Annotated in this window: 21 protein-coding genes; 13 read left to right on the top strand and 8 right to left on the bottom strand. The window is 63.4% G+C overall.

All coding sequences use genetic code 11. From position 1 onward, the window contains the following. Positions 1-3: 3 nt before the first annotated feature. The gene (locus AL755_RS05990) at positions 4-1,200 is read right to left on the bottom strand and encodes a resuscitation-promoting factor (RefSeq protein ID WP_054010226.1); all 1,197 of its coding nucleotides are present in this window, start codon (positions 1,198-1,200) and stop codon (positions 4-6) included. A 252-nt stretch (positions 1,201-1,452) separates the two neighbouring features. Further along, positions 1,453-2,370, bottom strand: coding sequence for a TatD family hydrolase (locus tag AL755_RS05985; RefSeq protein ID WP_054010225.1), 918 nt, complete (start codon positions 2,368-2,370; stop codon positions 1,453-1,455). Between the two features lie 136 nt (positions 2,371-2,506). Between AL755_RS05985 and AL755_RS05980 the strand changes: the two genes are divergently transcribed. Genes AL755_RS05980 through AL755_RS05970 form a run of 3 tightly spaced genes read left to right on the top strand, consistent with a single transcriptional unit; the run spans position 2,507 to position 7,317 of the window. Next, the gene (locus AL755_RS05980; RefSeq protein ID WP_237762603.1) at positions 2,507-3,535 is read left to right on the top strand and encodes an AAA family ATPase; all 1,029 of its coding nucleotides are present in this window, start codon (positions 2,507-2,509) and stop codon (positions 3,533-3,535) included. 3 nt (positions 3,536-3,538) lie between these two features. Next, complete coding sequence (locus AL755_RS05975) at positions 3,539-4,912, top strand: DUF58 domain-containing protein (RefSeq protein WP_054010224.1); 1,374 nt, start codon at positions 3,539-3,541, stop codon at positions 4,910-4,912. After that, a complete protein-coding gene (locus tag AL755_RS05970; protein WP_054010223.1) occupies positions 4,909-7,317 on the top strand; it encodes a transglutaminase TgpA family protein in 2,409 nt (802 codons plus the stop codon). The genes AL755_RS05975 and AL755_RS05970 overlap by 4 nt, the downstream gene beginning before the upstream one ends. Positions 7,318-7,422: 105 nt before the next feature. Here AL755_RS05970 and AL755_RS05965 read toward each other — a convergent pair whose 3' ends face one another. After that, a complete protein-coding gene (locus AL755_RS05965; RefSeq protein ID WP_054010222.1) occupies positions 7,423-8,919 on the bottom strand; it encodes an NAD-dependent succinate-semialdehyde dehydrogenase in 1,497 nt (498 codons plus the stop codon). 266 nt (positions 8,920-9,185) lie between these two features. After that, positions 9,186-10,121 carry a 16S rRNA (cytidine(1402)-2'-O)-methyltransferase gene (rsmI, locus tag AL755_RS05960; protein WP_082369521.1) on the bottom strand — a complete coding sequence of 312 codons (936 nt, stop codon included), beginning with the start codon at positions 10,119-10,121 and terminating at the stop codon, positions 9,186-9,188. 54 nt (positions 10,122-10,175) lie between these two features. On the opposite strand from rsmI, the gene AL755_RS05955 reads away from it, so the two are divergent. Next, positions 10,176-11,921, top strand: coding sequence for a dolichyl-phosphate-mannose--protein mannosyltransferase (locus AL755_RS05955; RefSeq protein ID WP_054010221.1), 1,746 nt, complete (start codon positions 10,176-10,178; stop codon positions 11,919-11,921). A gap of 184 nt (positions 11,922-12,105) precedes the next feature. On the opposite strand, the gene AL755_RS05950 is transcribed toward AL755_RS05955, so the two are convergent. The 3 genes from AL755_RS05950 to AL755_RS05940 all read right to left on the bottom strand — a co-directional run bounded on the left by AL755_RS05950 (position 12,106) and on the right by AL755_RS05940 (position 16,224). Beyond that, positions 12,106-13,551 (bottom strand): CHAP domain-containing protein, encoded by a 1,446-nt coding sequence (locus AL755_RS05950; protein ID WP_160318864.1) that lies wholly within the window; start codon positions 13,549-13,551, stop codon positions 12,106-12,108. 452 nt (positions 13,552-14,003) lie between these two features. Then, positions 14,004-15,113 carry a TIGR01906 family membrane protein gene (locus AL755_RS05945; RefSeq protein ID WP_054010219.1) on the bottom strand — a complete coding sequence of 370 codons (1,110 nt, stop codon included), beginning with the start codon at positions 15,111-15,113 and terminating at the stop codon, positions 14,004-14,006. 118 nt (positions 15,114-15,231) lie between these two features. After that, the gene (locus tag AL755_RS05940; RefSeq protein WP_192841652.1) at positions 15,232-16,224 is read right to left on the bottom strand and encodes a stage II sporulation protein M; all 993 of its coding nucleotides are present in this window, start codon (positions 16,222-16,224) and stop codon (positions 15,232-15,234) included. An 88-nt stretch (positions 16,225-16,312) separates the two neighbouring features. Here AL755_RS05940 and AL755_RS05935 point away from each other — a divergent pair, with 88 nt between their 5' ends. The 9 genes from AL755_RS05935 (at position 16,313) to AL755_RS05900 (ending at position 24,856) form a co-directional block, all read left to right on the top strand. Further along, positions 16,313-17,116 carry an RDD family protein gene (locus tag AL755_RS05935; RefSeq protein WP_054010218.1) on the top strand — a complete coding sequence of 268 codons (804 nt, stop codon included), beginning with the start codon at positions 16,313-16,315 and terminating at the stop codon, positions 17,114-17,116. 779 nt (positions 17,117-17,895) lie between these two features. Next, positions 17,896-18,114, top strand: coding sequence for a Flp family type IVb pilin (locus AL755_RS05930; RefSeq protein WP_054010217.1), 219 nt, complete (start codon positions 17,896-17,898; stop codon positions 18,112-18,114). Positions 18,115-18,189: 75 nt separating this feature from the next. Continuing rightward, positions 18,190-18,588 (top strand): TadE/TadG family type IV pilus assembly protein, encoded by a 399-nt coding sequence (locus tag AL755_RS05925; protein WP_054010216.1) that lies wholly within the window; start codon positions 18,190-18,192, stop codon positions 18,586-18,588. Beyond that, the gene (locus tag AL755_RS22310) at positions 18,576-19,628 is read left to right on the top strand and encodes a pilus assembly protein TadG-related protein (RefSeq protein ID WP_082368949.1); all 1,053 of its coding nucleotides are present in this window, start codon (positions 18,576-18,578) and stop codon (positions 19,626-19,628) included. The genes AL755_RS05925 and AL755_RS22310 overlap by 13 nt, the downstream gene beginning before the upstream one ends. Positions 19,629-19,642: 14 nt before the next feature. After that, complete coding sequence (gene cpaB / locus AL755_RS05920) at positions 19,643-20,392, top strand: Flp pilus assembly protein CpaB (protein WP_054010215.1); 750 nt, start codon at positions 19,643-19,645, stop codon at positions 20,390-20,392. Beyond that, on the top strand, positions 20,389-21,588 hold the full coding sequence (locus AL755_RS05915) for an AAA family ATPase (RefSeq protein WP_054010214.1): 1,200 nt from the start codon (positions 20,389-20,391) through the stop codon (positions 21,586-21,588). Before cpaB ends, AL755_RS05915 begins: the two co-directional genes overlap by 4 nt. Then, positions 21,585-23,006 (top strand): CpaF family protein, encoded by a 1,422-nt coding sequence (locus AL755_RS05910; protein WP_054010213.1) that lies wholly within the window; start codon positions 21,585-21,587, stop codon positions 23,004-23,006. Before AL755_RS05915 ends, AL755_RS05910 begins: the two co-directional genes overlap by 4 nt. Positions 23,007-23,008: 2 nt before the next feature. Continuing rightward, positions 23,009-23,941, top strand: a complete 933-nt coding sequence (locus tag AL755_RS05905; RefSeq protein ID WP_054010212.1) for a type II secretion system F family protein — start codon at positions 23,009-23,011, stop codon at positions 23,939-23,941. A 15-nt stretch (positions 23,942-23,956) separates the two neighbouring features. Continuing rightward, positions 23,957-24,856, top strand: a complete 900-nt coding sequence (locus AL755_RS05900) for a type II secretion system F family protein (RefSeq protein ID WP_054012892.1) — start codon at positions 23,957-23,959, stop codon at positions 24,854-24,856. A 23-nt stretch (positions 24,857-24,879) separates the two neighbouring features. On the opposite strand, the gene AL755_RS05895 is transcribed toward AL755_RS05900, so the two are convergent. Next, positions 24,880-25,383 carry a prepilin peptidase gene (locus tag AL755_RS05895; RefSeq protein ID WP_054010211.1) on the bottom strand — a complete coding sequence of 168 codons (504 nt, stop codon included), beginning with the start codon at positions 25,381-25,383 and terminating at the stop codon, positions 24,880-24,882. Positions 25,384-25,412 lie beyond the last annotated feature (29 nt).

Here is a 25,412-nt window from a genome sequence, read left to right as displayed (position 1 = left end):
TGCTTATCCGGCAGCGCCGGCGCAACCCCACGGGCCGAGGCCGCGTTCGGCGTAGACCTTGTTGGCGATGGCGATCTGCTGGGCCTTGGTGGCGAGGCTGGCGTTCGGGGCGTACGCGCCACCGCCGGCGCCGATCCAGGTCTGGACGTCGAACTGGAGTCCGCCGTAGTAGCCGTTGCCGGTGTTGATGGCCCAGTTTCCGCCGGACTCGCACTGGGCGATGGCGTCCCACATGCCGGTGTTGGCCATGGCCGGGGCTGCGGCACCGGTGTTGGCGGCCGCTGCGGGGGTGGACGGGGCGGCCGTGGCCGTGGCGGTTGCCGCGGGCTTGGGGGTTGCTACCGGACGGTCCTTGCCGCCCACGGTGACCTGCGCGTCGACTGCCGCGGCGAGGACCTTGGTGCCGGTTTCGGTGCGGCTGACCACGTTGCCGTCAACGGTTACGGTGCGGAACAGCTTTTCCAGTGAACCCGCCACGCCGGCGCGGGTGGTCTTCTTCTGGTCCTTGAACATGGCCGGGTCAACGGTCTGCACTGTGGTGAACGGCACTGCGGACTTCACCGAAGCCGTGCCGGCAGTGTTGACGCGGGAAACCTTGATCACCATGTTCTCGACGACGGTGGCCACCTTGGGGGCGGAGACGAGGTCGTTCTTCCCCAGCTTCAGGCCGGATTCGGCCAGCACGTCGGAGACGGTCTGGGCGGTGGTGGTCTTGACGGTCTTCTTGCCGTCCGCGACCACGGTGACCTGCTTGGGGGTGATGATGCTGATGTCGCTGGAGCTGGCAACGAGGGCGTCCGCGGGAACGGAGACGCGGGCGTTGGCGGCGATGCCCAGCTGGTTGATCAGGCCGCTGATCTTGTTCGAGGTGGTGGTGACCGTGTGCTCTGCGCCGTCGAGGTTGACCGTGACGTGCTTGGCGGTGTTGACGGTGATGGCCGTGCCGTTGCTGACCATGGTGTCCAGTGCGGGGCTGACCTGGTCGGCCGTCCCAACCGCGACGTGGGCCTTGTCCAGGACCTGTGCCACGGACCCGCCAAAGGTGGTTACTGATGATGCCTGTCCATCCACCACGAGGGTGACTGACTTGTTGGCGCCGGTGAAGGTGAGGATTCCCGCCACGAGGGCGATGAGGACCGCAGCCTGGCCGGCAATCTTGAAGACGTTCAGCTTGCCATTGGCGGATAAGAGGTAGGTCACTTGTTCCCGTAACTACTAGAGCACCCGGGCACGGGGAATGAGGAGCATTTGGCAGGGGCATTTTTGCCCGGGTGGTACCTGGGCAAATGTCCCGCAAAATGTTCGTCGCGAACGGTCTCTGCCGGACCCCAATTGAACGGTGGATCCAGCAGCTATTCATCCGTTGGCCTTCCCCGACCACGGCTAATAGTCCTTCAGCGTAACCTAACCGTTATCAACAAGACAAGGTTTGATAACGGTCAGGGGCCTTAATCACACCGCCCAGGACCCGTAAACGGCCTCCGTATTGTTGCGCAGGAGCAACCCCAAATCGGCCAGGTCGCGGCCCATCAATTGACCCATGCTTTGCACCGTGTAGGGCAGCATATAGCTGGCATTCGGGCGTCCGCGGTGCGGATGCGGCGTCAAGAATGGTGCGTCGGTTTCCACCAGCAGAAGCGCCGGATCGGCCACCGCCAGGGCCTCGCGCAAATTCTTTGCATTCTTAAACGTCAACGTGCCCGAAAACGACATGTACCAGCCGTTGTCGTTACAAATTTTGGCCAGTTCCGCATCCCCCGAGAAGCAGTGAAAGACCACTGTCTCCGGGGCGCCTTCGGCAGCCAAAACCTCCACCACGTCGGCGTGCGCATCACGGTCGTGGATCTGCAAGGCAAGCGAGTGCTTTTTTGCGATTTCAATGTGCCGGCGGAAGGAATATTTCTGGTCCGCCACACCGTCGGGGCCTGTGCGGAAATAGTCCAGCCCGGTCTCCCCGATGGCCCTGATGCGCGGGTGCGCGGCCATCGCGTCAATTTCCGCGAGCGCGGCGTCGAGGGCGCCGACGCCGGCCAGCTCGGGTGCGTCGTTGGGGTGGATGGCGACGGCGCCCAGCACGCGCGGATCGGCGTCCACGGCGGCCACGGTGAAACGGGACGATTCCAGGTCGCAGCCCACCTGTACGGCGCCGGCAATGCCCACGGCCTCGGCGGCGTCAAGTGCATCGGCGAGCGCCACGGGTGCATCATCGAAGTCGAAGTGCGTGTGGTTGTCGTACACGGGAACGGGCAACGGCGGCGGCGCGGGGGCGTAGCGCGGGCGCGAGGTGCCGGCGTCGTCCTTCCCGGAACCGGTGTTTTCGGCGTCGATTGGGTCGCGGCGGTAGGGGCGGGGGATGTCCGTGGAGCACATGAAAGTCAACTTTACCCATCCGGAACGGTCACGTTCCTCCGTTCTCGCCGCATACTAGTAGCGTGGGTCACAGACGAACACTTCCGTGGCACCACTTGGACTCGAAAGGTTGGGCATGCACCCGCGAGAGACGCTTATGGCAGCAGATTCCTCCAGCACCCGGCACAGTATGGACGCGGACCGTTTCGCCACGGTCAGCCGCAGCATCATGGCCGCCATGAATACCGTCATTGACGGCAAGGAAGAGGCCGTGACCTTGGCCTTGACCGTGCTGCTCGCCCGGGGCCACCTGCTGCTGGAGGACGTGCCCGGGGTGGGAAAGACCCTCCTGGCCAAGACGCTCGCCCGCACTCTCGACTGCACGGTCAGCCGCATCCAGTTCACCCCCGACCTGTTGCCCAGCGACATCACCGGCGTATCCATCTACAACCAGGCCGCCCAGACCTTTGAGTTCCGGCCCGGCGCCATCTTCGCGAACCTCGTGATTGGTGACGAGATCAACCGGGCCAGCGCCAAGACCCAGGCCGCGCTGCTGGAGTCCATGGAGGAGCACCAGGTCACGGTGGACGGCACGTCCTACGGGCTCCGCGAACCGTTCATGGTGATCGCCACGCAAAACCCGATCGAGATGGAGGGCACCTACCCGCTTCCGGAGGCCCAACGGGACAGGTTCATGGCCCGGATTTCCATGGGCTACCCCGATACGACGGCGGAGCTGGCCATGCTGGAAACCCACCAGTCGGCAAACCCGCTGGACGCCGTGCGGGCGGTGGCCGGCACGGCCGACGTCGCCGCCATGCTGGACGTGGTGGCGGCCACGCATGTTTCCTCGGCCGTGAAGGAATACACGGTGGCGTTGGGGCAGGCCACCCGGTCCAGCGCCCAGCTGCGGCTCGGCGCCAGCCCGCGCGCACTGCTGCAACTGCTGCGTGCGGCGAAGGCGTCGGCGGCGTTGGCCGGGCGCGGATTTGTGCTGCCGGACGACATCCGGGACCTGGCCGAGCCGGTCCTGGCCCACAGGCTGATCGTGGAACGCAAGGCCGCCAGCATGGGCACCACGGCTGCGGGCGTCATTGCCGACGCCCTGGCCCGGATTCCCGTCCCGGCGCAGCCCGGCACCTCCCGGACCGGTGGCGCGGCCCGGCAGGTTCCCCGGGGCAGCTAGCCAATGAGCGCGATTCCCTCCAGGCTCTTCCGTCCCCGTGGCTGGCTTCTCATCGCCGCCGGCCTGCTTTCGCTCTTGTTCGCCCAGGTATTGGGCCGCCGCGACCTGCTCGTGGCGGCCCTGTTCCTGCTGGCCCTGCCCCCTTTGGCGAGCGCCGGGCTGCACCTGTTTGCCCCGGGCTTCACCGTGCGGCGCAGCTGCTCCCCCGCCTTCGTGGAAACGGGCACGACGGCGACCGTCACCCTGGAGGTGCAGGGCAGCACGCCCGGCGGCGCCCGTGCCCGGCTGGCCGAACAGCTCCCGGCACACCTTATTAACGTGCCCCGTTTTGACTACCCCCAGCCCATGGCGCCGCGCAGCCGGATCAGCCGTTACAGCTACCGACTGCACCCCACCCGGCGCGGCGTGCTCACGCTGGGCCCGTTGACGGCCAAGTTCGGCGACCCGTTCGACGTGGCCCTGCTCGAACGCAAGCTCGACGCCGGCGACACGCTCACGGTGGCCCCGGCCGCCGTCGTGCTGCCGGAAATGTCGCTGACCGGCGGGCGCGGCCAGGACGGCTCGCGCACCACCCGCCAGCAGGCGAACCCCAGCGACGACGACATCATGACGCGCGAGTACCGGCACGGCGATCCCATGCGGCGGGTCCACTGGCCGGCCACGGCGCGGCAGGGCAAACTCATGGTCCGCGCCGAGGAATCCGTCACGACCCCCGAGGCGGCCCTGGTACTCGACCAGCGGCTGTGGGCCTACGGCGGCGTCCACAAACCGGGCGGCCGGTCGGACGCACTCCTGACCACGCCCGCCTTTGAATGGGCCGTGGTGGCGGCCGTTTCCATCGCCACGCACCTGGTGGAGCGCAGCTATTCGCTGCGCGTCCTGGACGAGGAGGGGCTGCCGGGCTTCCGGTCCTCCCGCTCCGCGCCGGAACCGGACAGGGAGGACTTTGCCGGCCAGTCGGGCACCCTGGCGGTGGCCCAGGCGCTGGCCGCGCTGGAGCTCCGCACCCCCCAGCAGGCCCCCGGCCGGGGCGAGCCGGCGGCCGTGCTTTCCGACATGCTCGCCGACAAGCTGATCCAGACCCGCCGGCGGGGACCCGTCATTGCCGTCACCGGCATGCTCTCGCACTCCGACGCCATGATGCTGGCCGGCGTCATCGAGGCCACAGAGGGCGCCTACGCTCTGGTGGTCTGCCCGGATCCGGCAGCCATGGAGGAGCCGTTGGCCATTTTGCGCAGGGCCGGCTGGCAGGCTGTCGCCGCAACACCCGACACTCCCCTGCTGCAGGCCTGGTCCGAGGTCGACGCCCCCGCCCCGCTGCCCGCACCGACCACCGGCGGCCCGCACCTGCCGCGCACCCCCCGGAGAATCCCATGACCGGCACCATCCCCGGCTCCCGACCCATGCACGGCGGGTCCGACGACGACGGCCCCGGCGGCTGGCGGGGAGCGATCCGGCACAGCCTGGGCCCGCCCGCCACCGGGCCGGCCCGGTGGGTGCTTGCCCTGGTCATCTTTGGCGCCGTGATGGCCAGCTCGCTGAGCCTGAACGGTGTATTGCTGGACAACAGCTGGTTCCCGCACGCGGCCCTGGTCACGGCGTTCACCGTGCTGCCGCCGGCCTTGCTGCGCCGCTACCCGCGGCTGGCGCCTTGGGCTCCCGTGGGGGCGATTGTCGGCTTGATCATGGGCCTGACGCTGGGGTTCTTTGCCGGCACCGCCTATCTGGGCGTCATCCCGTCCTCGCACTCCCTGGACGCGGCTGCCGCCCTGGCCGGCGACGCCGCCGACACCATCATGGTCAGCAGCACGCCCGTGCCGCTGGATACCGGGATCATCTTTGTCATCTGCGCCGGGCTCGGCTTCGTGGCGATCCTGCTGGACACCCTGGCCATCACCGTGGCGTTGCCGGCGGTCAGCGGGATTGCGATCGTCCTGGTGCTGCTGCCGGCGTCGCTGACAACGGCCGACGGCGTTGGCGCGACGGGCTTTGCCGGTGCCGCCATCGGCTACCTGCTCATCCTGGGCTGCTGCCGCTGGTACGCCCCGGACGGCATCCTGCGCCCGGCCGCCAACCGGCCCCCCAGCGGAACCCTGCGCAGGGCAGCGGCCCTGGGCGCCGCCGTCGTACTGTTGATGACCCTGCTTCCCGTGGTGATCCCCGGCTTCACCCAGGGCGTGTTTCCGCAAGGATCCCGGATCGGCACGGGCGGTGACGTGTCCGGCCTGGATCCGATGATTTCGCTGGGCAACGACCTCCGCTCACAATCGGGCACGGTCACCATGACGTACCTGACCGACGCCGGCGGCGCCCAGTACATGCGCATGAGCACCCTGGAGGACTTCTCCGGAAAGGTCTGGAAACCGTCGGCCGTCCCCAAGGACCTGAGCGCGGCGCTGAGCAACTTGAGCCCCGATTTTGGGCCGAACTCGGCCGTTCCGCACACGGAAACCACCACCTCGGTGTCCATTGTGGGGCTGTCCAGCACCTGGCTGCCCACGGTCCTCTCCGCCTCCAGTGTGGAGGCCCTGCGGGGTCGGTGGACGTGGGACCCGTCCAACCAGACCATCAACGCCACGGGCAACGCCACCACGGTGGACCAGAACTATGTGCTCAAGAGCGATTTTCCGGTGCTGACCCCGGCACTGCTGGAGGCCGCCACGCAAAAACCCGGCAACGGCCTCGATTCCATCTATACGAAGCTGCCCAACAACGTCCCCTCCATCATCTCCAAGACCGCCGAACAGGTCACGGCCGGCAAGAGCACCCCGTACGACCGTGCCATGGCCATCCAGGACTACCTGCGCTCGGGCGCCTTCACCTACAGCGTGAAGACCCCCGTCAAGGAAGGCTATGACGGATCGGGGATGGACGTGCTGGCGAAGTTCCTGGAGGTCAAGGCCGGGTACTGTGTGCATTTCTCGGCCACCATGGCCGTCTTTGCCCGGGAGGTGGGCATCCCGTCCCGCATCGCCGTCGGTTTTGCGCCCGGCACGGCCACGGGCGAGACCGGCGATCTGGACGGGCTGACCCTGACCGGCTATGAGGCCAAGGGCAGTGACGCCCATGCCTGGCCCGAACTGTTCTTTGAGGGACTCGGCTGGGTGCCTTTTGAGCCGACGCCGTCCCGTGGGGACGTTCCCTCCTACGCCCAGACGGCCGTGGCTCCGGGAGGCGGCCAGGGCAACAACGGCCAGCTGAACGGTTCCAACTCCCGGGCCACGGGAACGGCTGCGGCCGCGCCGAGCGCAACCGCCACCGCCTCGGCGGCGCCGGAGAAGAAGGTGGAGCCCACCGCGAAGCCGGCCCGGATCGGCACCTCGATCCTGGCGGCCGTGCTCGTGTTGCTGGCCCTCGTGGCGCCGGCCCTGACCCGGATGGCCGTCCGACGCCGGCGCCTGGCGCTGGTGCGGGGCGTATCGCGGCGGAAATCCGGCGCGGCGTTCGATCCCCGGGACGGACCGGCCATGCTGGCGTGGCGGGAGTTGGTGGCCGACGCCGTTGACTACGGCTACCGGCACGACCCCTCACTGACCCCTGCACTCCAGGCCGCGCGGATGGCTGAGCTGCTGGGCCCCGATGAGAGCCCCGAACTGGCCCTGGTGCGTTCGGCGTACGAGAGCGCCGTGTACGGGCCGCCGGCTGCGGATGAGGCGGCCGGCCGGGACGATCTCGCCGACGCCGTGGAGCGGCTGCGGGCCCGCTTCGACTCGAGGGCCACGGCCATGATGCGGCTGGGCGCCGCGGTGCTGCCGGCGTCGCTCTTCAGGACCCTTCGCTAAGGCGACGCATCACCCCACACACCGTTGAGGGCCCAGATCATCCCCGCCACAAACAGTTGAGGGCCCGGATCACCAAGGGAAGATCTGGGCCCTCAACTGATTTGCCTACGCGTTGTGCGGGGACGGCATGCCGATGTACTGGATGTACTGGTATTCGGCGATGCCCTCGACGCTGCCCTCGCGGCCCATGCCGGACTGCTTGACGCCGCCGAACGGTGCGGCCGCGTTGGAGATGACGCCGGCGTTCAGGCCCATCATGCCAACCTCGAGGCGGTCGGCCATGCGCAGGCCGCGGTTGAGGTTCTGGGTGAACACGTAGGAGGCCAGGCCGTATTCGGTGTCGTTGGCCAGGGCCACGGCCTCGTCCTCGGTCTTGAAGGTCACGATCGGGGCGACCGGGCCGAAGATCTCCTCGGAGAGGATCCGGGCGCCGGGCTCCACGCCCTTCAGGACGGTGGGCTGGTAGAAGTAGCCGGGGCCGTCCACGGGGGCCCCTCCGGTGACGGCACTGGCGCCGTCGGCCAGCGCATCCGAGACAAGGGAGTGGACCTTGTCGCGGCTCTTGGCATCGATCAGCGGGCCCACCTTGGTGTCGGGCTCGGTGCCGCGGCCGGTGGTCATGGCGGCCATCTTGACGGCGAACTTGGCGGCGAACTCGTCGGCCACGGTGTCCTGGACGATGAAACGGTTGGCGGCCGTGCAGGCCTCGCCCATGTTGCGCATCTTCGCGGCCATGGCGCCGTCCACTGCGGCGTCAAGGTCGGCGTCCGCGAACACCAGGAACGGGGCGTTGCCGCCAAGCTCCATGGAGGTGCGCAGCACGTTCTGGGAGGCGTCGGCCAGCAGGCGGCGGCCAACGGGGGTGGAACCGGTGAAGGAAAGCTTGCGCAGGCGGTTGTCCTTGATCAACGGACCGGTCACCTCGCCGGCGGTGGACGTGGCGATGACGTTCAGGACTCCGGCGGGCAGGCCGGCATCCATCATGATCTGGGCGAACAGCTGGCTGGTCAGCGGGGTCAGGTTGGCGGGCTTGAGCACCATGGTGCAGCCGGCCGCGACTGCGGGGGCGATCTTGCGCGTGGCCATGGCCAGCGGGAAGTTCCACGGGGTGATCAGCAGGCACGGGCCCACGGGCTTCTTCTGCACCAGCAGACGGGAGGTGCCTTCCGGGGAGCTGGAGAAACGGCCGAAGGAGCGCACGGCTTCCTCGGAGAACCAGCGCAGGAACTCGGCGCCGTAGGTGACCTCGCCGCGGGCCTCGGCCAGCGGCTTGCCCATTTCCAGAGTCATCAGCAGGGCGAAGTCGTCGGCGCGGGCAATGACCATGTCGAAGGCGCGGCGCAGGATTTCGGCACGGACGCGCGGGGCGGTGGCGGCCCATTCGTCCTGGACGGCGACGGCGGCGTCCAGGGCGGCGGCACCGTCCTCGGGGCCGGCGTCGGCCAGCGTCAACAGGACCTTGCCGGTGGACGGATCCTCGACGTCGAACGTCTTGCCGGACGCGGCCGGGCGCCAAACACCCGCAATCAGCAGCCCGGTGGGGACTTCGGCCAACAGGGCAAGTTCACGCTCGGAGAGTTCGGTGGCAGCGGTCACGGTCATGATGACTCCTATGTCAGTTGGCACGATCCCCGGCGGTGCGCGCGGGGCAGTGCGGGCGCTTGTGGTGCTTTAACGTTCACGGTAGTTCTCCACCGGTAAAAGTGTCTACGCATGCGCGCACTACTGGACACGGATTTGCTGTGCACTTGTACAACGCCATCACCGCCGCCCGGCCCCGAGTCCTGCGCTGAGTTGCCATCGAACTCCGCGCCACTTTCAAAGTGGCGGACGGTTCGTGGCAAACGCCGCGCAGGAATGAACCGAATTTAGGCCCGGGCGGCCAGCACCGCGCTGTAGAGTTCCCGCTTGCTGACGTGGACGTCGTGCGCGATGACCGCCACGGCCTCCTTCAGGCGCATGCCCTGGCCGATGAGTTCGTTGACGGCGGCCACGTGGTCCTCCGGCGTTCCCGGATCCGCGTCCGGCGCGCCGGCCACCACGATGGCGATCTCGCCGCGGATGTCGGCGGCCTCGGCCCATTCCAGCAGCCCGGAGAGCGGCTTGCGGATGACTTCCTCGTACGTCTTGGTCAGCTCGCGGCACACGGCGCCGGCGCGGGCCGGGCCGAAGGCGGTGTGGAGTGCGCGGAGCATGGCCTCGAGACGGTGCGGGGCCTCAAAGAACACCATGGTGCGCTTTTCCGTGGCGAGGTCGTGCAGCCGGGCGGCCCGCTCCCCCGACTTGCGCGGCAGGAAGCCCTCAAAGCAGAAACGGTCGGTGGGCAACCCGGACAGCGCCAGGGCGGTCAGCACGGCGGACGGCCCGGGGGCTGCGGTCACGCGCACGCCCGCGGCGACGGCGGCCTCCACCAAGCGGAAGCCGGGGTCGGAGACGGACGGCATGCCGGCGTCGGTCACCATGAGCACGATCTTCCCGTCCTGGACCTGGGCGAGCAGCTCGGGAGTCTTGGCGGCCTCGTTGTGCTCGTGGTAGCTGACGATGCGCCCGGTGACGGTGATGTCCAGGGAGGTGACCAGGCGGTGCAGGCGGCGGGTGTCTTCGGCGGCGACGACGTCCGCGGTGCCCAGCCAGGTGATGAGCCGCGTGGTGGCGTCGCCCATGTTGCCGATGGGGGTGGCCGCCAGGACTATGAAGCCCTCGCCGGGGGCCACGCCGGGTGCCAGCAGGCGCTCCAACTCCGGCTCCTCCGTTTCGAGGGGTGTTTGTGCGCCGGCGGTATCCAGGTCCAGGTCATCTTCCATGACACCAGCGTAGTAGGCCATGGCTGCGGCGGCGCACTGGGTAGCATTGGCAGGGTGCAACCCAACGCCACGGACTCCGCCGCTTCCGCCCCGGATCTCCCTCCCGCCGACCGCCCCGAACCGGGCAGCGCCGCGGCCGTAGCCACCGATTCCGGCGCCGCGGCCACCATCACCGATGCCGCTCCCGGCCCGCGCTGGCTCCGCGACCCTGTGATCGCATTCACGCAGGGCAGCCTGTATTCGCGGCTGGTTGGCGCACGTGCCTCGTTCTCCGCCACCCCGGCCAGCCTGCGCCTGTGGTTCTGGCTGGCACCGGCGCTGACGGCGTTGATTGGCGGGCTGTTGAGGTTCGTCCGGCTGGGCCAGCCCGGCTCCCTCGTGTTTGACGAGACCTACTACATCAAGGACGCCTACAGCTACCTGCAGAGCGGCTACGAGCGCAACTGGGCCGACAAGGCCAACGACCTCTTTAACAAGGGTGTCTTCACGAGCCTGCAGAACACGCCGGAATACGTGGTTCACCCGCCGGTGGGCAAGTGGATGATCGCGTTTGGCATGTGGCTGTTTGGCCCGTCGAGCACGTTCGGCTGGCGGTTCACGGCCGCGCTGGTGGGCACCATTTCCATTTTCCTGGTGGCGTTGATTGCACAGAAGATGTTCCGCTCCACCATCTTGGGCGCCGTCGCGGGCCTCCTCTTTGCCGTGGACGGGCACGCGATCGTCCAGTCCCGAACCTCGCTGCTGGACATCTTTGTCATGTTTTGGGCCCTCGTGGCCTTTGGCGCGATCCTAATGGACCGTGACGACGGACGACGCCGGCTGGCCGCCCGCCTGTCGAAGCTCGCCTCCCCGGGCGGTACGGTCCCGGGCAAGGAGTTGCTGTACGGGCCGTGGCTGGGCTTCCGATGGTGGCGCCTGGTGGCGGGGATCTCGCTGGGCCTGTGCATCGGCACCAAGTGGTCCGGGTTGTTTTTCCTGGCGGCGTTTGGCCTGATGACAGTGGTCTGGGACATGAGCGCCCGCCGCATTGCCGGCATCAAGTACTGGGTCAGCGGTTCCATCCTCAAGGACGGGATCCTGGCGTTCGTCAGCATGGTGCCGGTGGCCGCCGTGACGTATCTGTCCACGTGGACGGGCTGGTTCCTGTCCAAGGACGCTTATGACAGGAATTGGGCGGCGGCGAACCCGTCAAGTACCTGGGGCTGGATCCCGGGGTCGCTGCGGTCCCTGTGGCATTACCACCTCACCGCCTACAACTTCCATACCGGGCTCGATTCCGACCACCCCTACAAGGCCAACGCGTGGTCTTGGTTGGTCATGGGCCGACCCACGTCGTTCTATGCCCAGTACCCCACCAAGGGCCAGGACGGGTGCACGGTGGACAAGTGCGCCGTCATGGTCACGAGCCTGGGCAACCCGCTGATCTGGTGGGGCGGCACGCTGGCCATCCTGTTCCTGATCGGCGTATGGGTCCTCAAGCGGGACTGGCGCGCGGGGGCGATCCTGGTGGGCTTCGCGGCCGGCTTCGTCCCGTGGCTGCTGTACCCGGAACGCACCATCTTCTTCTTCTACGCCATCGCGTACGAACCCTTCATGATCCTGGCCGTCACCATGGTGCTGGGCATGATCATGGGCAAGGTGGGCAGCCCGCCGTGGCGCCGGGCGCAGGGCGCCTTGTTCGCGGGGATCTTCGTGATCCTGGCCGTTGCCCTCAGCGCCTATTTCTACCCGCTGTGGGCCGCGGAGACCATCCCGTATGACTACTGGCGCCAGCACATGTGGCTGCCCAGCTGGATCTAGCTGTTCCCTTAGGGACGTTCGACGCCGGCCCGTTCGGTCAGGCCCGACAACAAAGGCCCCGCTGGAGCCCAGCGGGGCCTTTTCGCACCATCCACACCCACGCAGATGCCGACGACGTCAAAAATATGACGGTTAGCGGGTGGCCGCTACGGGTTGAAAGCCGTAGCGACCACCCTGGAATTGCTTACTGCGTGTTGAAGAGCTTGAAGGTGCTGAACCCGTGTCCGACATCGGATGCCGTTTGGAAGGCGCCGGCGGCCGTCAACGGGAAGTAGCGGAGTTCGCCGGTAGACCTCTGCATCATCACGCCCTTGGTGCCGCTACCCATGAAGCCCTTTGAAGCGAGGAGCCCCTTGGACGCGAATCCTTGTCCAACCTTGGAGCTTGCACCGAAACCGCCCGTGCCCGTTCCCGGGTAGAGCAGGAGGTCGCTGGCGGCGTTCACGGCAAGGACGTCGGGGAATGCGTCCGAGTTGAAATTCATCGACGTGATGCTCAGGCTGCCCCATCCCGTGCCGATTTTGACCCTCTGGGTTCCGTCAAGACCGGTTCCGGCAGGGTTGGGGTAGTAGTACAGGTCGCCGATGGAGTCCTTGGCAACGAGACCGGGGTACTTGTCGCTTGAGCGCCACTTGGCCGGGGTAATCATGTAGGAGGCCCATCCCTGGCCGATGATGGTGTACGCCCCAAACCCTCCGCTTGCCCGGCCCGGGTAGTAGCGAATGTTTCCATCGCCCCACTGGACGATCAGGTCCAGGACTCCGTCGCCGTTGAAGTCCACGGTCCAGCCGGTCTTCATGCCGGACCAGCCGCTTCCAATCATGACCTTGTCAAGAAATGTCCCGTTGCCCCGTGCAGGGTAGTTCCACAGCACGCCGGTGTCATCGACAGCCAGGATATCGGCGCTTCCAAGGACATTCTGTGAGCCTCCGCCGACTGCCGACTTTGGCCGGAGGTAACCGGCAAGTCCGGCCTTTGGCAGGTTTTGCTTGACGCACGGGCCAGTTGACTGTCCCGGATACGGGTTGCCCGCCAGGGCAGGACTCGAGTTCTGGGAGAAGACATAGAGGTTTGTTCCGGCGTCGCCAAGGACGATTGCCACATGGGAGTACGGGTAGTAGGCCTGGCCGAACTTCCAAATGGCCACATCGCCCTTCTGGGGCGCAGCCGATGCCGAGACTTGGGTGAAATAGGTGGATGCGCCGTTGGACGCATATCCGTCCCACAACCCAATCGCGTACCCCGGGTAGTTCGAATACTGCGTGCTGATTCCCGAGCAGCCAATGACGAGTCGGCAGTATTGCTCCCACAGGTCCCAGCACTGTGCGCCGTAGGACCCGTCAACGTCAATGTACTTGTTTTCGTATTGCGCGACGAAGGAATCGAACGACGTCGTTGCCGCCAATTGCTGGGCCCTCGGCTGGGCCATGGGCGAACGGAGGGTCGGTAACGACTGAGGAGAGCCGTTCGTTGCGCCGTCGAGCAATTCTTGTAGTGCGGATTCGTCGACCTGCGGCGTCATCGTCGCTTTGGTCTCGGTCGCGAATGCAGACGATGCACCGGTCAATGCAAGGCCGCCCGTGACGGCGGCAAGAGAGAGAATCGATCTGCGTGAAATTGTGCTGGTCATTGTCACACCCTTCTTATTTCGAGGTATTGTCCCCATGGATACTTCGTTAGTCTTTCGAGTGGAAGAACTGCGGCTCAGCCTACCGACCACTGGATGCTAAGTTCCACTTGCTTGAGAACATTTTGCGACGATTTAGTAAATTACATGACAGATTTGACAACTTGGATGATTTGATGACATTAAAATTTCAAATCCATGAACTTTCAAGGCCATGTGCGGCTTAAAGTAAACGGTTCACCTATGTGAAATGAATCCTTAGTTAAACAATCTTTGAGCAAAAGACCAGAGGGCCCCGCGTGCGGTGCGGGCGGCAGCGCCCCTGCATGTCGCGTGCCGGCGGCGTCCGTCGTCACCCGTGGAACAAATGGGGCCGTGGCGGTTCCCCCTTAAAGACGTTCGACGCCGGCCCCTTGGGACCGGCGTCGAACGTTTGTTGAGCGTGAAGCCAGGTGTCAGACGGCCGCGGCGCGGCGGCCCGGGTGCTTGGCCCGGGCGGAGGCCTTGCGGCGGTCCTTCGTGGGCCAGGTGAAGGCCAGGGTCAGCGAGGACACCACCAGGACGAACGCTCCGATGAAGATGCCGGCGTCGGACCAGAAATCACTGGGGAACAGCCGGATCAGTGTGTCGTCGGTGTAGAACGTCCAGGTGCCGTTGGCGAAGAACATCTCGTGGAAGTCGGTGAAGAACTGCTCCCAGCCCATCAGTGCCAGGACGCCGAGCCCGATGATCAGCACCAGGGTGGCGATGGAGCCGGCAAACAGCCCGCGCCGCACCCCACCCACGCTGCGGCGGGACAGGTAGACCATCGCGATGATCATGCCGATGGCCAGCACGGTGCCCAGGATGAATGCCAGGTCGATCAGGTGCTTGACGTCGGCCATGTGCGCCACTTCGCGGGCCAGGAACAGCGGGTTGCCCTGGGAATTCACCAGATCCCCCAAATAACGGGGCCCGGCAAAGTTCAGCAGGTAGTCGACGGTGTAGGAACCATAGGTGACCCGGTCGTCGGTGCTGAATCCGAAGGAGTCGGCAGGGAATCCGGGGCGGTGGTATTCCACCCAAAGGAAGACGGACGTGGTGACGAGGCGGATGGACAGCACCAGCAGCACAATCGGGTAGAACGCGGCGAGCAGTACCTGGAAAACGCGCGGCAGCACCGGCTTGGTGTTGGCTGCCTGCTCGCGGGCAGCGAGACGCTTGGCAACCTCGTCTTGCGGCGGGCGCATCTGCAGCATCGTGGTGGGCGAAGCTTCCACGATGACTTCCGGCTCGGGGGCGGGTTCGGGGGTCGCCGGGGTTGCCACAGGGGTTGCCGCGGAGTTTGTCTCTGGAGTTGCCGTTTCAACTGCCGCCGGTGCAGCGCCGGTGTCCAGTTCGGCGTCCGAGGGCAGCTTCGGGAGCCTGCCGGCCGGGCGCATGGGTTCGGGCTTGCTGCCGTCGGCGGGCGCCTCGACCTTGATCTTGGAGGTGCCGGATTCCTGCGGGAGGGCAGGTGTTACGGCGGGGGTCCCGGGACTGTCGGGGGTGCTGGCGGCCTCTGCCGGATTCTGGTTCTCGCTCACGGTTGAAGACTACCGGTGAGCCGCACCGCCGGGACGCTGCCACCCCGCGTCGATATGAAACTGACACCACCTTCACAGGCACACCCCAGCTGTACCCGGGCAGCACCCCATCCGGGGGTCAGACGGAAATCGCGGCAGCCCCGGCGTCGTCCGCGTCGAGGTCGCCGGTCTCCCCCGCCAGCACGGCCCGGCGACCCAACACCAGCGTGTAGCTCCAGTACGCGGCCAGCACCCCGGAGCCGATGGTGAGCTTGAGCCAGACGGGCAGCGGGCTGGGCGTGACGAACGCTTCCACCAGGCCGGAGATGAACAGTACAAAGACCAGTCCGACGGCGGTCGTCACCAGGGAGCGCCCCTCACGGGCCAGCGAGTCGAGGCGGCTGCGCGGGCCCGGGCTCACCCAGGACCAGAAGATGCGAAGACCGGCGGCGGAGGCGATGAAGATGGCCGTCAGTTCCATGAGGCCGTGCGGGAGGATGTAGCTGAAGAAGACGTCGCCGCGGTCGTAGGCAAACATCACCCCGGCCACGATGCCCGTGTTTTGGGCGTTCATGAACAGTGAATAAGGGACAAAGACGCCTGTGATGCCCAGGGCGACGCATTGGGCGGCGATCCAGGCGTTGTTGGTCCAGACGGAGCCGGCAAAGGAGGCGGCCGGATTTTCCGAGTAGTAGTCGACGAAGTCGTGGTTGACCAGTTGCTGCAGTCTCGCGTCGCCGCCCATGGCCGCCAGAACGCCCGGGTTCCCGGCCGTCCACAGCGCAAACAGCCCGCTGATCACCACAAAAACTGCGCCCACAATGATTGTCAGCCAGCGCAAGCGGTAGAACGCGGCCGGCAGGGAGATGACGAAGAACCGGGCCACGTCGGCGAAGACGTTGGATTTTGCGCCGGTGAACCGGGTGCGGGCGTTAGCCAGGACGGCGGACAACGACGCCGACAACGCGCTCTCGGCCGCCACGGAACGGATCAGGGACAGCTGGGCGGAGACGCTTTGGTATAACTCCAGGAGCTCATCCGCTTCGCTGCCGTTGAGCCGGCGTTTCCGGGCAAGCGCGGCCAGCCGCTCCCATTGCGGGCGGTGCACTGCCGTATACGCGTCCAGATCCACACCGCCAGCTTAGCGGTATTCTCGCGGCGGACGGGGTGGGAAGCGCCGCGCAGGGCGGGCTTTTATGGGCTGTGGCTAGACTGTTTTTATGTCCGCGATTATCACTGGTGAAGCCGTTGTCCTGGAACTGCGGCCGGCGTCGTTTGCCGCAAGGTCCCTGGGCGCGCTCATCGACGTGGCGGTCACCATGGCCCTCGTGATTGGCGCCGTCCTCACGGTCAGCGCCATTCCGGCCCTGACTGATTCGGCCGCCGCGAAGACCCTTTTCCTGGTGACACTGGTGGGCATTTTGGTGGTGCTGCCCATCACGGTGGAGTCGTTGTCGCGGGGCAAGTCGTTGGGCAAGCTCGCCATGGGTTTGCGGATAGTGCGCGACGACGGCGGATCCGTCCGGTTCCGGCAGGCTCTGATCCGCGGGTTGCTGGGCTTCTTTGAGATCTACATGTCGCTGGGTTCGGTGGCGTTCTTGGCGTCCCTGTTCAATGACAAGTCCAAGCGGCTCGGGGACATGTTGGCCGGCACCTACGCGATCCGCGACCGGGCGCCGGAGCCAAAGCCGCTGCAGGTCTCCGTGGTGCCCGCGCTGGCACCGTGGGCGCGGCTTGTTGACATTGGCCGCTTGCCCGACCCCCTGGCCCGCCGGATCTCGGTGTTCCTGCGGCAGGGCTCCGCGATGGCGCCGGCCTCGCGGGCAGCCATGGGCACCAGCCTGGCCATGGAGGCCAGTGCATATGTGGCGCCCCAGCCCCCGTATGGCACGCCGGCCGAGGTGTTCCTCGCTGCCCTGATTTCGGAGCGGCGCGACCGCGAGTTCAAACGGCTCACCGCCGCGGCAGAGCAGGCCGGCCGGGTGCACAGCCGGCTCGCCTCCCACGGCGTGGGGCAAAAGTAGGCCTGGCGTTCTGCGCGACTACGCAAAATAGAGTGGTGACCACTCTATTTTGGGGTGTCCTTCTGGTGTTGACTGGCAAACATCGGGCCACTTGGGTGTTGGCCATCGCTACACGCGGGGGAAGCGTTGCACGGAAAGGTTACGACATGCTCAAGCTCCACGAGTCATTGTCCGCAATCGCCGCTGCCGCCAGGACCCGCCTGGGTAATGGCGAGCGTGGCGCCACCACTGGCTGAACCGTCGCCTCTGGCACTGTGAATGTCGGCAATTAGAACGATGTAGTGCCCACAGGTGGAGCCACGCCCCAGCTACAGCAGACAATTTAGATCAGGTGTTCTAGAGATCACTCGACTGCGCCTCGTCATTGCCTCAACTTCGCCGACAATCACCCACCGTCACCGCGACCCGTCCAGCCGCCCCTGACTTCTAGGTACTTAACTCGCGTGACGAAAACACTCATACCAAGTAGCCGGCGGATCACAACCGAGTAGCGAGCGTCCGCGCTTGAAATTCTGTCAAAAAACTTCACCACTCTATTTTGGGAAAGCGCATACCGCCTTTGTTTTAAGGGATTCGGTGATGAAATTCCGTGTGCCAAAAATTAGAGTGTTGACAACTCTAGAGGCAGCCTTGGCGCCGGGTGTTTAGTTGTTCTCAACCGGGGGAACATTCTTACCGGGGGCAAGAACCGAAATAGGCGCACCAACCTTGGCAACGCTGCCAAAGGTAAGCCACCCTTTTTGGTCATTCGAATACCTTTCTGAAAGTAGGAACTTGAAATGTTGAAGATGTATGTGACCCTGCAGACTCTGTTCATCGCCGGGGTCGACCGCTTCACGAGCGAAGACCGCGAAAAGGGAGCCACTGCCGTTGAATACGGCATCATGGTATTCCTCATCGCCGTGGTCATCATCGGGGCCGTCACCCTTCTGGGCACCCAGCTCAAGGGAATTTTCAATCAGGTTGTCGTCGCACTCGGCGGCACCGCAGCTCCGTAACAATCCACCCCCAGGCGGCTCCAGCCACGGCTGGAGCCGCCTCACCGGCTTTCTGATCTAGGAGGGGAAGAGACAATGTTTCGCAGCAATTCGGAACGCGGTGCCGCGGCAGTTGAATTCGCATTCATAGTGCCCGTTCTTCTTCTGCTGGTCATGGGCATCATGAACTTTGGATATCTCTTCAATCAGCAAATCTCGGCCAGCAACGCAGCCCGCGAGGGAGCCCGCTATGCCGCAGTTCACTACTCTGATTCCGGTTTTGGCTATTCAGCAATCGAAGGCGCAGCCACTTCAGCCGCACCATCGCTGAGGATGGTCAAACCGATCAGCGTCACATACAGCGCTGGCGGCGCCTGCGCTGCCGGCACCACGGTGACAGTCAAGGTGCTCGCAGTGAAGGGCTGGCTCATAAACTTCCTTCCTTTTAGCGCACCGCAAATCACGGGTATTGGAGTCATGCAATGCGGCGGTTAGTTATTGGCTACAAGGGAAAATCCCAAGAAAATGAGCGCGGAGCCACGGCAGTAGTCACGGCAATCCTCATGGTCGTGCTCCTTGGATTTGCGGCCATTTCCGTCGATGTGGGCATGCTCTACGCAGAGCGCGCACAACTGCAGAACGGCGCCGATTCCGCGGCCCTGGCTGTGGCCTATGACTGCGCCAAATCCACCACATCAAACGGGTGTGGAAATCCTTCTTCCGCCGCTGCACCATTGGCAAATGCCAATGCCAACGATGGGAAGACAAATACCAACAGTGTGACTGTGGACCTGGTGAATCGGACAGTCAAAGTGAATGTTTCCAGCAAGAGCGTATCCAACCCAAACGGTGTCCAGCTCATGTTCGCCAGTATTTTCGGCATTCGAAGTGCATCGGTGCCGGCAACGGCGACGGCCACTTGGCCCGCCCCCGCGACTTTGACAACCATCCCATGGAGCGTTGGAAGTTGTGCGCTACAGGACTTGCTGACGCCAACCCAAAAAACGGCACTCAATAGCACTGGAAACTTCTCGGTCGACCCGTCAAAGACAGTCATCTACATACGGTCAGATACCAACGCCAACTACGCCGGATGTGACGGTACCCATGGCTATGCCAGCGGAGGGTTTGGGTGGCTAGAAGTTGTCGGCTCAGGGTGCCAGGCCGTCTCGTCTTCAGCGCCCTACATTGTTCAAGGGTGGACCGGAAATAGTTCAAATAAAGTTCTCGGAATAAGCGCCTGCGCAAACATCTTCTCTAATGGCATCGGCAAGGAAATGCTCATTCCGATTTTTTCCGGATCACTGGGTCAGGGTGGAAATAACGCACAGTACACAATCGCCGGATTCGCCGCCTTTTACCTAACCGGGTATCATTTCAACCCGCCGAATTACGACGGCATCACTCCGCCGGCCTGCAACGGGGGAAACAATTGTCGCGGGTTATACGGCTATTTCACGCATTACGTCTCCATAACCGACTACATAGCAATGCAGCCTGGTTCACCAAGCACAACAATCAGATTGATCAAATAGTCTAGGAGAATGAGTTGAAAACACGCCTTCTGGGGGGCGTCTTGGCGCTGGTGCTAGTCATCGTTGGTGCTGTCCTCCTTTCCACATACGTTCGAGCGGCTGACAGCCGCGCCCAAGCCGGGTTGAACCCATCCGAGGTACTGGTAGTCCAACAACCCATTGCCGCCGGAACGACAGTTGAACAAATGGCCTCCCTCGTAAAACTTCAGACTCTTCCCCAAGGAGCAGTGGTTTCAGGTTCCGTCAAAGATTTGTCTGGATTCGCCGGCAAAGTTGCGGCCGTGGCCCTTGTCCCTGGAGAGCAGTTGTTGTCTGCACGCTTGGTCGAGCCACAGAGCCTGGCCACTCCAAATCAGGCCAGCGTTCCCAAAGGAATGGAAGAGATAACCCTCAAGCTGGATCCGGAACGGGTCTTGGGTGGAAATCTCAAAGCCGGGGACACGGTCGGCATCTTCATTTCCTATAACGCCGGCGTCGCCCCCGGCACCTCGGACAATCCTGCTACAAAATTGCAATTCCACAAGGTTCTGGTCACCAAAGTTGGAACCAGCACAGGGACCTCCACCCAGTCCAACGGCGCAACTCAACAAGCCCAAGCTCCGGCTTCAGGCGGCCAAATCTTTGTCACCTTGGCACAGTCCGGGACCGATGCAACCAAGACGGTCCACGCTGTGGAGTTCGGCAAAATCTACTTGTCGAAGGAAAATGCTGATTCCAACACAGCACCGGTGGATACACTGCATAAGGATCAGGTGTTGAAATGAGCCGCTTCATCATCATTACGACCTCCACAGACTTTGAGCAGCGTGTTCGTCTGGCAGTATCCGATGGTCTCCACGGAAGCGTACAGAGACTCCCGGAATCTGCTATCAACGGCGCTCCCCACGACATCATGCATATTGACCCGGCAGAGCCACCCGAGGTGGTTCTTCTCGGCCCAGGGGTATCCACTGACGAAGCACTTAAGTTAGCGACGGTCATGGATCTCCAATTCCCCGAAGTCAGCGTGATCTTGGCGGCAGATTCCTCACCTGACCTTGTCCTGACCGCTATGCGTTCCGGGATCCGCGACATCGTCAGCCCGGGTGCCGACACGCCTACCATCCGCGTTATGTTGGAACGGGCATGCTTGTCATCAGCCGGCAGACGCCGGGGCCTGTCCGTTCAAGGCAATTCCGAGCACGAGACGGGCCGGGTCATTGCGGTCATGTCCCCTAAGGGCGGTGTTGGCAAGACGACCGTGGCTACCAATTTGGCTATGGGCTTAGGAAAAGTCGCACCAATGAGCGTGGTTATCGTGGATCTGGACGTCCAGTTTGGCGACGTCGCGTCTGCGCTTTCGCTGAGTCCCGAGCACACTCTGGTGGATGCAGTCACCGGCGCAGCCGCACATGACGCCATGGTGCTGAAAGCCTTCCTCACGGTTCATTCGGGAGGGGTTTATGCGCTCTGCGCGCCAAGCAACCCGAACGAAGCCGACCTCGTGACGGCCGATCACATCAGCTACCTAATCGCACAGTTGGCTACGGAGTTCAAATACGTCATTGTTGACACCGCACCGGGCCTCGGCGAACTCGCACTCGCAACTCTTGAGCAGGCGACGGATGCGGTGTGGGTTGTGGGAATGGACATTCCAAGCATCAAAGGTTTGCGCAACGGACTCGGAGTACTGCATGAGCTGGGCCTGATTCCCCAGGGGCGTCATGTTGTACTGAACTTTGCCAACCGTCATGCCGGACTCAACATCCAGGACATCGAAGCAACTATTCGAGTTCCCGTGGACGTAGTCATCCCACTCTCATCCGCACTGCCTTTTGCAACCAATAAGGGGGTCCCCCTCCTCCAAGAGGGGCCGCGCAGCCCAGCAAGCAAGAACCTTCGCAAGCTGGTTGAGAGGTTTGAACCAGAGGTGAGCTCTCACATGCGGAAGCAACTCCACCGAAGGGTCGTGGTGTCGTGAACCTCTCTGATCGGCTCAACGTGGCGAGGGGGCTGTCCCCGAACCACGAGACTCCCAGGCCTTCGATCTTGGGAATTCCAGGAAGTCAGGTCCTCGGATCCTCGGACTCCCCGGCTGCCGGAAGTGCCGGCACTGCGCTCGCTGGCCTTAAGCAACGTGCAGGCGAGGCATTGTTCGAACGAATGGGCGCTCGGCTGACCGACCCCAACCTTTCGGAAGAAGATCTTCGCAATTCCGCACGGGAAGAGCTCAGTCAGGTCATTGATGAAGAGCAGGTCCCGCTGACTCCCGAAGAACGCCGCCGCTTGATTCGGGAAATCGGTGATGATGTACTTGGCTACGGACCACTTCAGCGTTTCCTGGACGACGACACGGTTACTGAAATCATGGTCAATAGGCCTGACCAGATCTACATTGAACGCGGCGGGCAGCTTTCGCTAACTGACTCACGATTTGCCACCGAGACCCACCTCCGTCGAGTGATCGAACGAATTGTTTCCAAGGTCGGGCGCCGAATTGATGAGTCGTCACCCATGGTTGATGCCCGGCTCGAGGATGGTTCTCGCGTTAACGCGATCATTCCGCCACTGGCCGTTAGCGGTCCTTCACTCACTATCCGCAAGTTCAGCCGGGTGCCCTTGACGGTCCAGAATCTGGCTGATTTCGGAACACTAACTCCAGATATGGCCGTGCTACTCGATGCTTGTGTGCGTGCCCGGTTGAACATCCTGGTGACGGGAGGTACGGGTACCGGCAAGACCACCCTGCTAAACGTGCTCTCGAGTTTTTTGCCGGCCGAGGACCGGATCGTCACGATTGAGGATGCCGTGGAGCTTCAGCTTCAGCAACGACATGTTGTGAGGTTGGAAAGTCGTCCGTCCAATATCGAGGGTCGCGGCGAAGTCTCCATCCGCGACCTTCTACGAAACTCATTGCGTATGAGACCTGATCGGATTGTGGTCGGAGAGGTCCGTGGGGGTGAAGCATTGGACATGCTTCAGGCCATGAATACCGGCCACGACGGTTCACTTTCCACCGTCCACGCAAATTCACCGCGCGATGCCATTTCGCGATTGGAAACCTTGGTGCTGATGGCCGGCATGGATCTTCCCTTGCGTGCAGTACGTGAACAGATCGCTTCAGCAGTCAATCTAATTGTCCACCTCACCCGGCTCCGTGACGGAACTAGGCGCGTTACACACATCACCGAGGTTCAAGGGATGGAAGGGGACATTGTCACCCTCCAGGACGCTTTCGTCTTTGACTATTCTGCCGGGGTGGATGCGACAGGCAGGTTCCTGGGCAAGCCAATTCCGACCGGCGTGCGGCCCCGATTTGTGGACCACTTCGCCGAAGTTGGAATCCAAGTACCCGCAAACATATTTGGAACTCGAACCCAACCTACGGGGAGGAGGTAGCCATGCCGGTCATTGTGCCGATAATCGGCTTTGTACTCTGTGGTGCGGCAATTTGGGTCCTGCTATTTGTTGTTGTCAGGCCGTGGCGCTCAGCCATTCCGCAGGAACGGCGACGTCCATTCGGGGATTCGAACAAGTCCGCTCTGTCTTCCATCACGGATTCCACGGTAGCGGCCCTGGACAAATCAATTGGCGGCGGTCCGTACAGCCCTAAGCGGCTCGAAGAAGCGGGCCTGCGGATTCCGCCGTCAAACTTCCTCATAATTATGATCGCAGCCACCGGCGTAATGGCACTTCTCGGTCTTGTCCTGGCTGGGGTCGGGCTCGCCGTTATCCTCGCGATAGTGACTCCTGTGCTCGGTTGGCTGGCATTGGCTTTGCTTGCGGACCGCAGACGGGCCAAGTTTGATAAGCAACTTAGCGACAATCTCTTACTGCTCACAGGCGGATTGCGTGCCGGCCACAGTGTACTGGCCGCCATTGACGCCGCGGCAAAGGAAGCCGCTGTGCCATCGTCTGAGGAATTCGCCCGAGTGGTCAACGAGGTCAGGATCGGCCGCGATTTGGAAGCAGCCCTTGCCGACACGGCCATCCGCATGAAGAGCGACGACTTCTCCTGGATCACCCAGGCTGTGCAGATCAATCGTGAGGTAGGCGGGGACCTCGCTGAGGTGCTCGATCACGTCGGCGAGACAATTCGTGAACGTGGGGAAATCAAAGCCCAGGTGAAGTCGCTGAGTGCTGAGGGGCGACTTTCCGCCATCATCCTGGTAGCCCTCCCTTTCGGCATGGTCCTAATGCTGATGTTGGTCAACCCGCAATATTTGAGTGCCCTGACAAGCCACTTGGTCGGCTGGGTGATGCTCGGTATGGGAGTCGTGATGATGATTATCGGCAGCCTGTGGTTGCGCAAAATTGTCCAGATCAAGTTCTGAGAGGAAATGGTCAAGATGTCTGTGCTTCCCCTGATCTTCATAGCGATCATCGTTTTGCCGATTGGTTATCTCGTCTGGTCATTTGTAAGTGTCGACTCCAAGTCGCTACTTATTATCCGAAACAACCTTGGGCGGACAAACGCTCCAGGGCAGTCAGCTCCCGCCTTCAGCGACCGTAGCTGGCTGGCAATTGCACACCGGATCACTCCGGCTGCCTACGTTGCCAAGCTGGACAAACTCCTGGCCCGGGCTGGTAGACCGGCAAGCATTCCGCTTCCACGCCTTCTCATGGCCAAGCCGTTGCTAGCGATGGCGGCAGCGGCTGTCGGGTTACTGTTCATTGCCATTAGGCCGGGAGCCTCTATGGTCTTCTTGGCGATATTCCTCACCGCGCTCTGCTACTTCATTCCAGACTTGCTGATTTACAGCAAGGGTCAGGAACGGCAACAGTCCATTCAACTTGAGCTGCCTGACACTCTGGACCAAATGCTGATCGCTGTCGAGGCTGGTTTGGGATTCGAAAGCGCCATGGCCAGGGCGGCATTGAACGGCAAGGGACCGATGGCAGAGGAACTGACACGCACCCTTCAGGATATGCAGATGGGCCGTCCACGCCGTGAGTCTTATCAGGCGCTTGCCGACCGAACAACTGTTCCTGAGCTTAAGAGTTTTGTACGTGCCGTGGTCCAAGCAGACATTTACGGGATCAGCATCGCCAAGGTGCTACGAACGCAGGCCAAGCAGTTGCGGGTTGGGCGGCGTCAAAGGGCCGAAGAAAAGGCCATGAAATTGCCTGTCCTCGTATTGTTCCCCCTGCTGTTCTTCATTTTCCCGACGCTTTTCATCGTCATCATGGGACCAGCAGTCATCAACATTATTGCCATCTTCTCACCTGGCGGTGTGATGAGCCGTTAGACCTGATTTGCTTTTGTTGGTTTCTAATTAATTGCCAACAAAATAAACGCACCGGCAAGCATAAAAGGCCCAAACGGGATTTGTGTCTTGCCGGTGCCTTTGCGTGAAATCAATAGGACGATCCCCCACATTGCGCCAAGCAGAAATGCAAGGAATGTGCCCCAAAGGAGCGCCGACCAACTGATGTAGCCCAGGTACAGGCCCAGCACAAAGGCGAGCTTTACGTCCCCATAACCCATGCCGGCCGGGTAAACGAGCCGCAGCACCACGTAAATGGCCCAAAGCACCGCTCCCCCAAGTACAGTGCGAACGGCTGCGCCGATGTCGCCCGCCACCAGCGCGGCCAGGATCAGAAGCACGCCGGCAATCGCCGCCGATGGGAACACAATCCGGTTTGGCAGCAGCTGGTGCTTGATGTCGATGACGGCCAGCCAAACCGCCATCACCACGAAGTACAGCCCGGCAAGGAGTGCGAGCCAAAAGGCCAGCGGAGCGTCAACCCACAGGCCGGCAAGATGCGTGATCATAGCCCGATGCTACGGCATCCACGGCCTCA

The organism is Arthrobacter sp. ERGS1:01, from assembly GCF_001281315.1.
Taxonomy (GTDB): domain Bacteria; phylum Actinomycetota; class Actinomycetes; order Actinomycetales; family Micrococcaceae; genus Specibacter.
The sequence above is the reverse complement of the archived record's forward strand: the minus strand, read 5'-3'. Positions and strand labels throughout refer to the sequence as shown.

Bases quoted from the DNA above. Each gene is read 5' to 3' on its own strand.
- AL755_RS05985 (WP_054010225.1), bottom strand. From the start codon at position 2,370: ATGTGCTCCACGGACATCCCCCGCCCCTACCGCCGCGACCCAATCGAC.
- AL755_RS05980 (WP_237762603.1), top strand. From the start codon at position 2,507: ATGGCAGCAGATTCCTCCAGCACCCGGCACAGTATGGACGCGGACCGT.
- AL755_RS05975 (WP_054010224.1), top strand. From the start codon at position 3,539: ATGAGCGCGATTCCCTCCAGGCTCTTCCGTCCCCGTGGCTGGCTTCTC.
- AL755_RS05970 (WP_054010223.1), top strand. From the start codon at position 4,909: ATGACCGGCACCATCCCCGGCTCCCGACCCATGCACGGCGGGTCCGAC.
- AL755_RS05965 (WP_054010222.1), bottom strand. From the start codon at position 8,919: ATGACCGTGACCGCTGCCACCGAACTCTCCGAGCGTGAACTTGCCCTG.
- rsmI (WP_082369521.1), bottom strand. From the start codon at position 10,121: ATGGAAGATGACCTGGACCTGGATACCGCCGGCGCACAAACACCCCTC.
- AL755_RS05950 (WP_160318864.1), bottom strand. From the start codon at position 13,551: ATGACCAGCACAATTTCACGCAGATCGATTCTCTCTCTTGCCGCCGTC.
- AL755_RS05935 (WP_054010218.1), top strand. From the start codon at position 16,313: ATGTCCGCGATTATCACTGGTGAAGCCGTTGTCCTGGAACTGCGGCCG.
- AL755_RS05930 (WP_054010217.1), top strand. From the start codon at position 17,896: ATGTTGAAGATGTATGTGACCCTGCAGACTCTGTTCATCGCCGGGGTC.
- AL755_RS05925 (WP_054010216.1), top strand. From the start codon at position 18,190: ATGTTTCGCAGCAATTCGGAACGCGGTGCCGCGGCAGTTGAATTCGCA.
- AL755_RS22310 (WP_082368949.1), top strand. From the start codon at position 18,576: ATGCGGCGGTTAGTTATTGGCTACAAGGGAAAATCCCAAGAAAATGAG.
- AL755_RS05915 (WP_054010214.1), top strand. From the start codon at position 20,389: ATGAGCCGCTTCATCATCATTACGACCTCCACAGACTTTGAGCAGCGT.
- AL755_RS05905 (WP_054010212.1), top strand. From the start codon at position 23,009: ATGCCGGTCATTGTGCCGATAATCGGCTTTGTACTCTGTGGTGCGGCA.
- AL755_RS05900 (WP_054012892.1), top strand. From the start codon at position 23,957: ATGTCTGTGCTTCCCCTGATCTTCATAGCGATCATCGTTTTGCCGATT.
- AL755_RS05895 (WP_054010211.1), bottom strand. From the start codon at position 25,383: ATGATCACGCATCTTGCCGGCCTGTGGGTTGACGCTCCGCTGGCCTTT.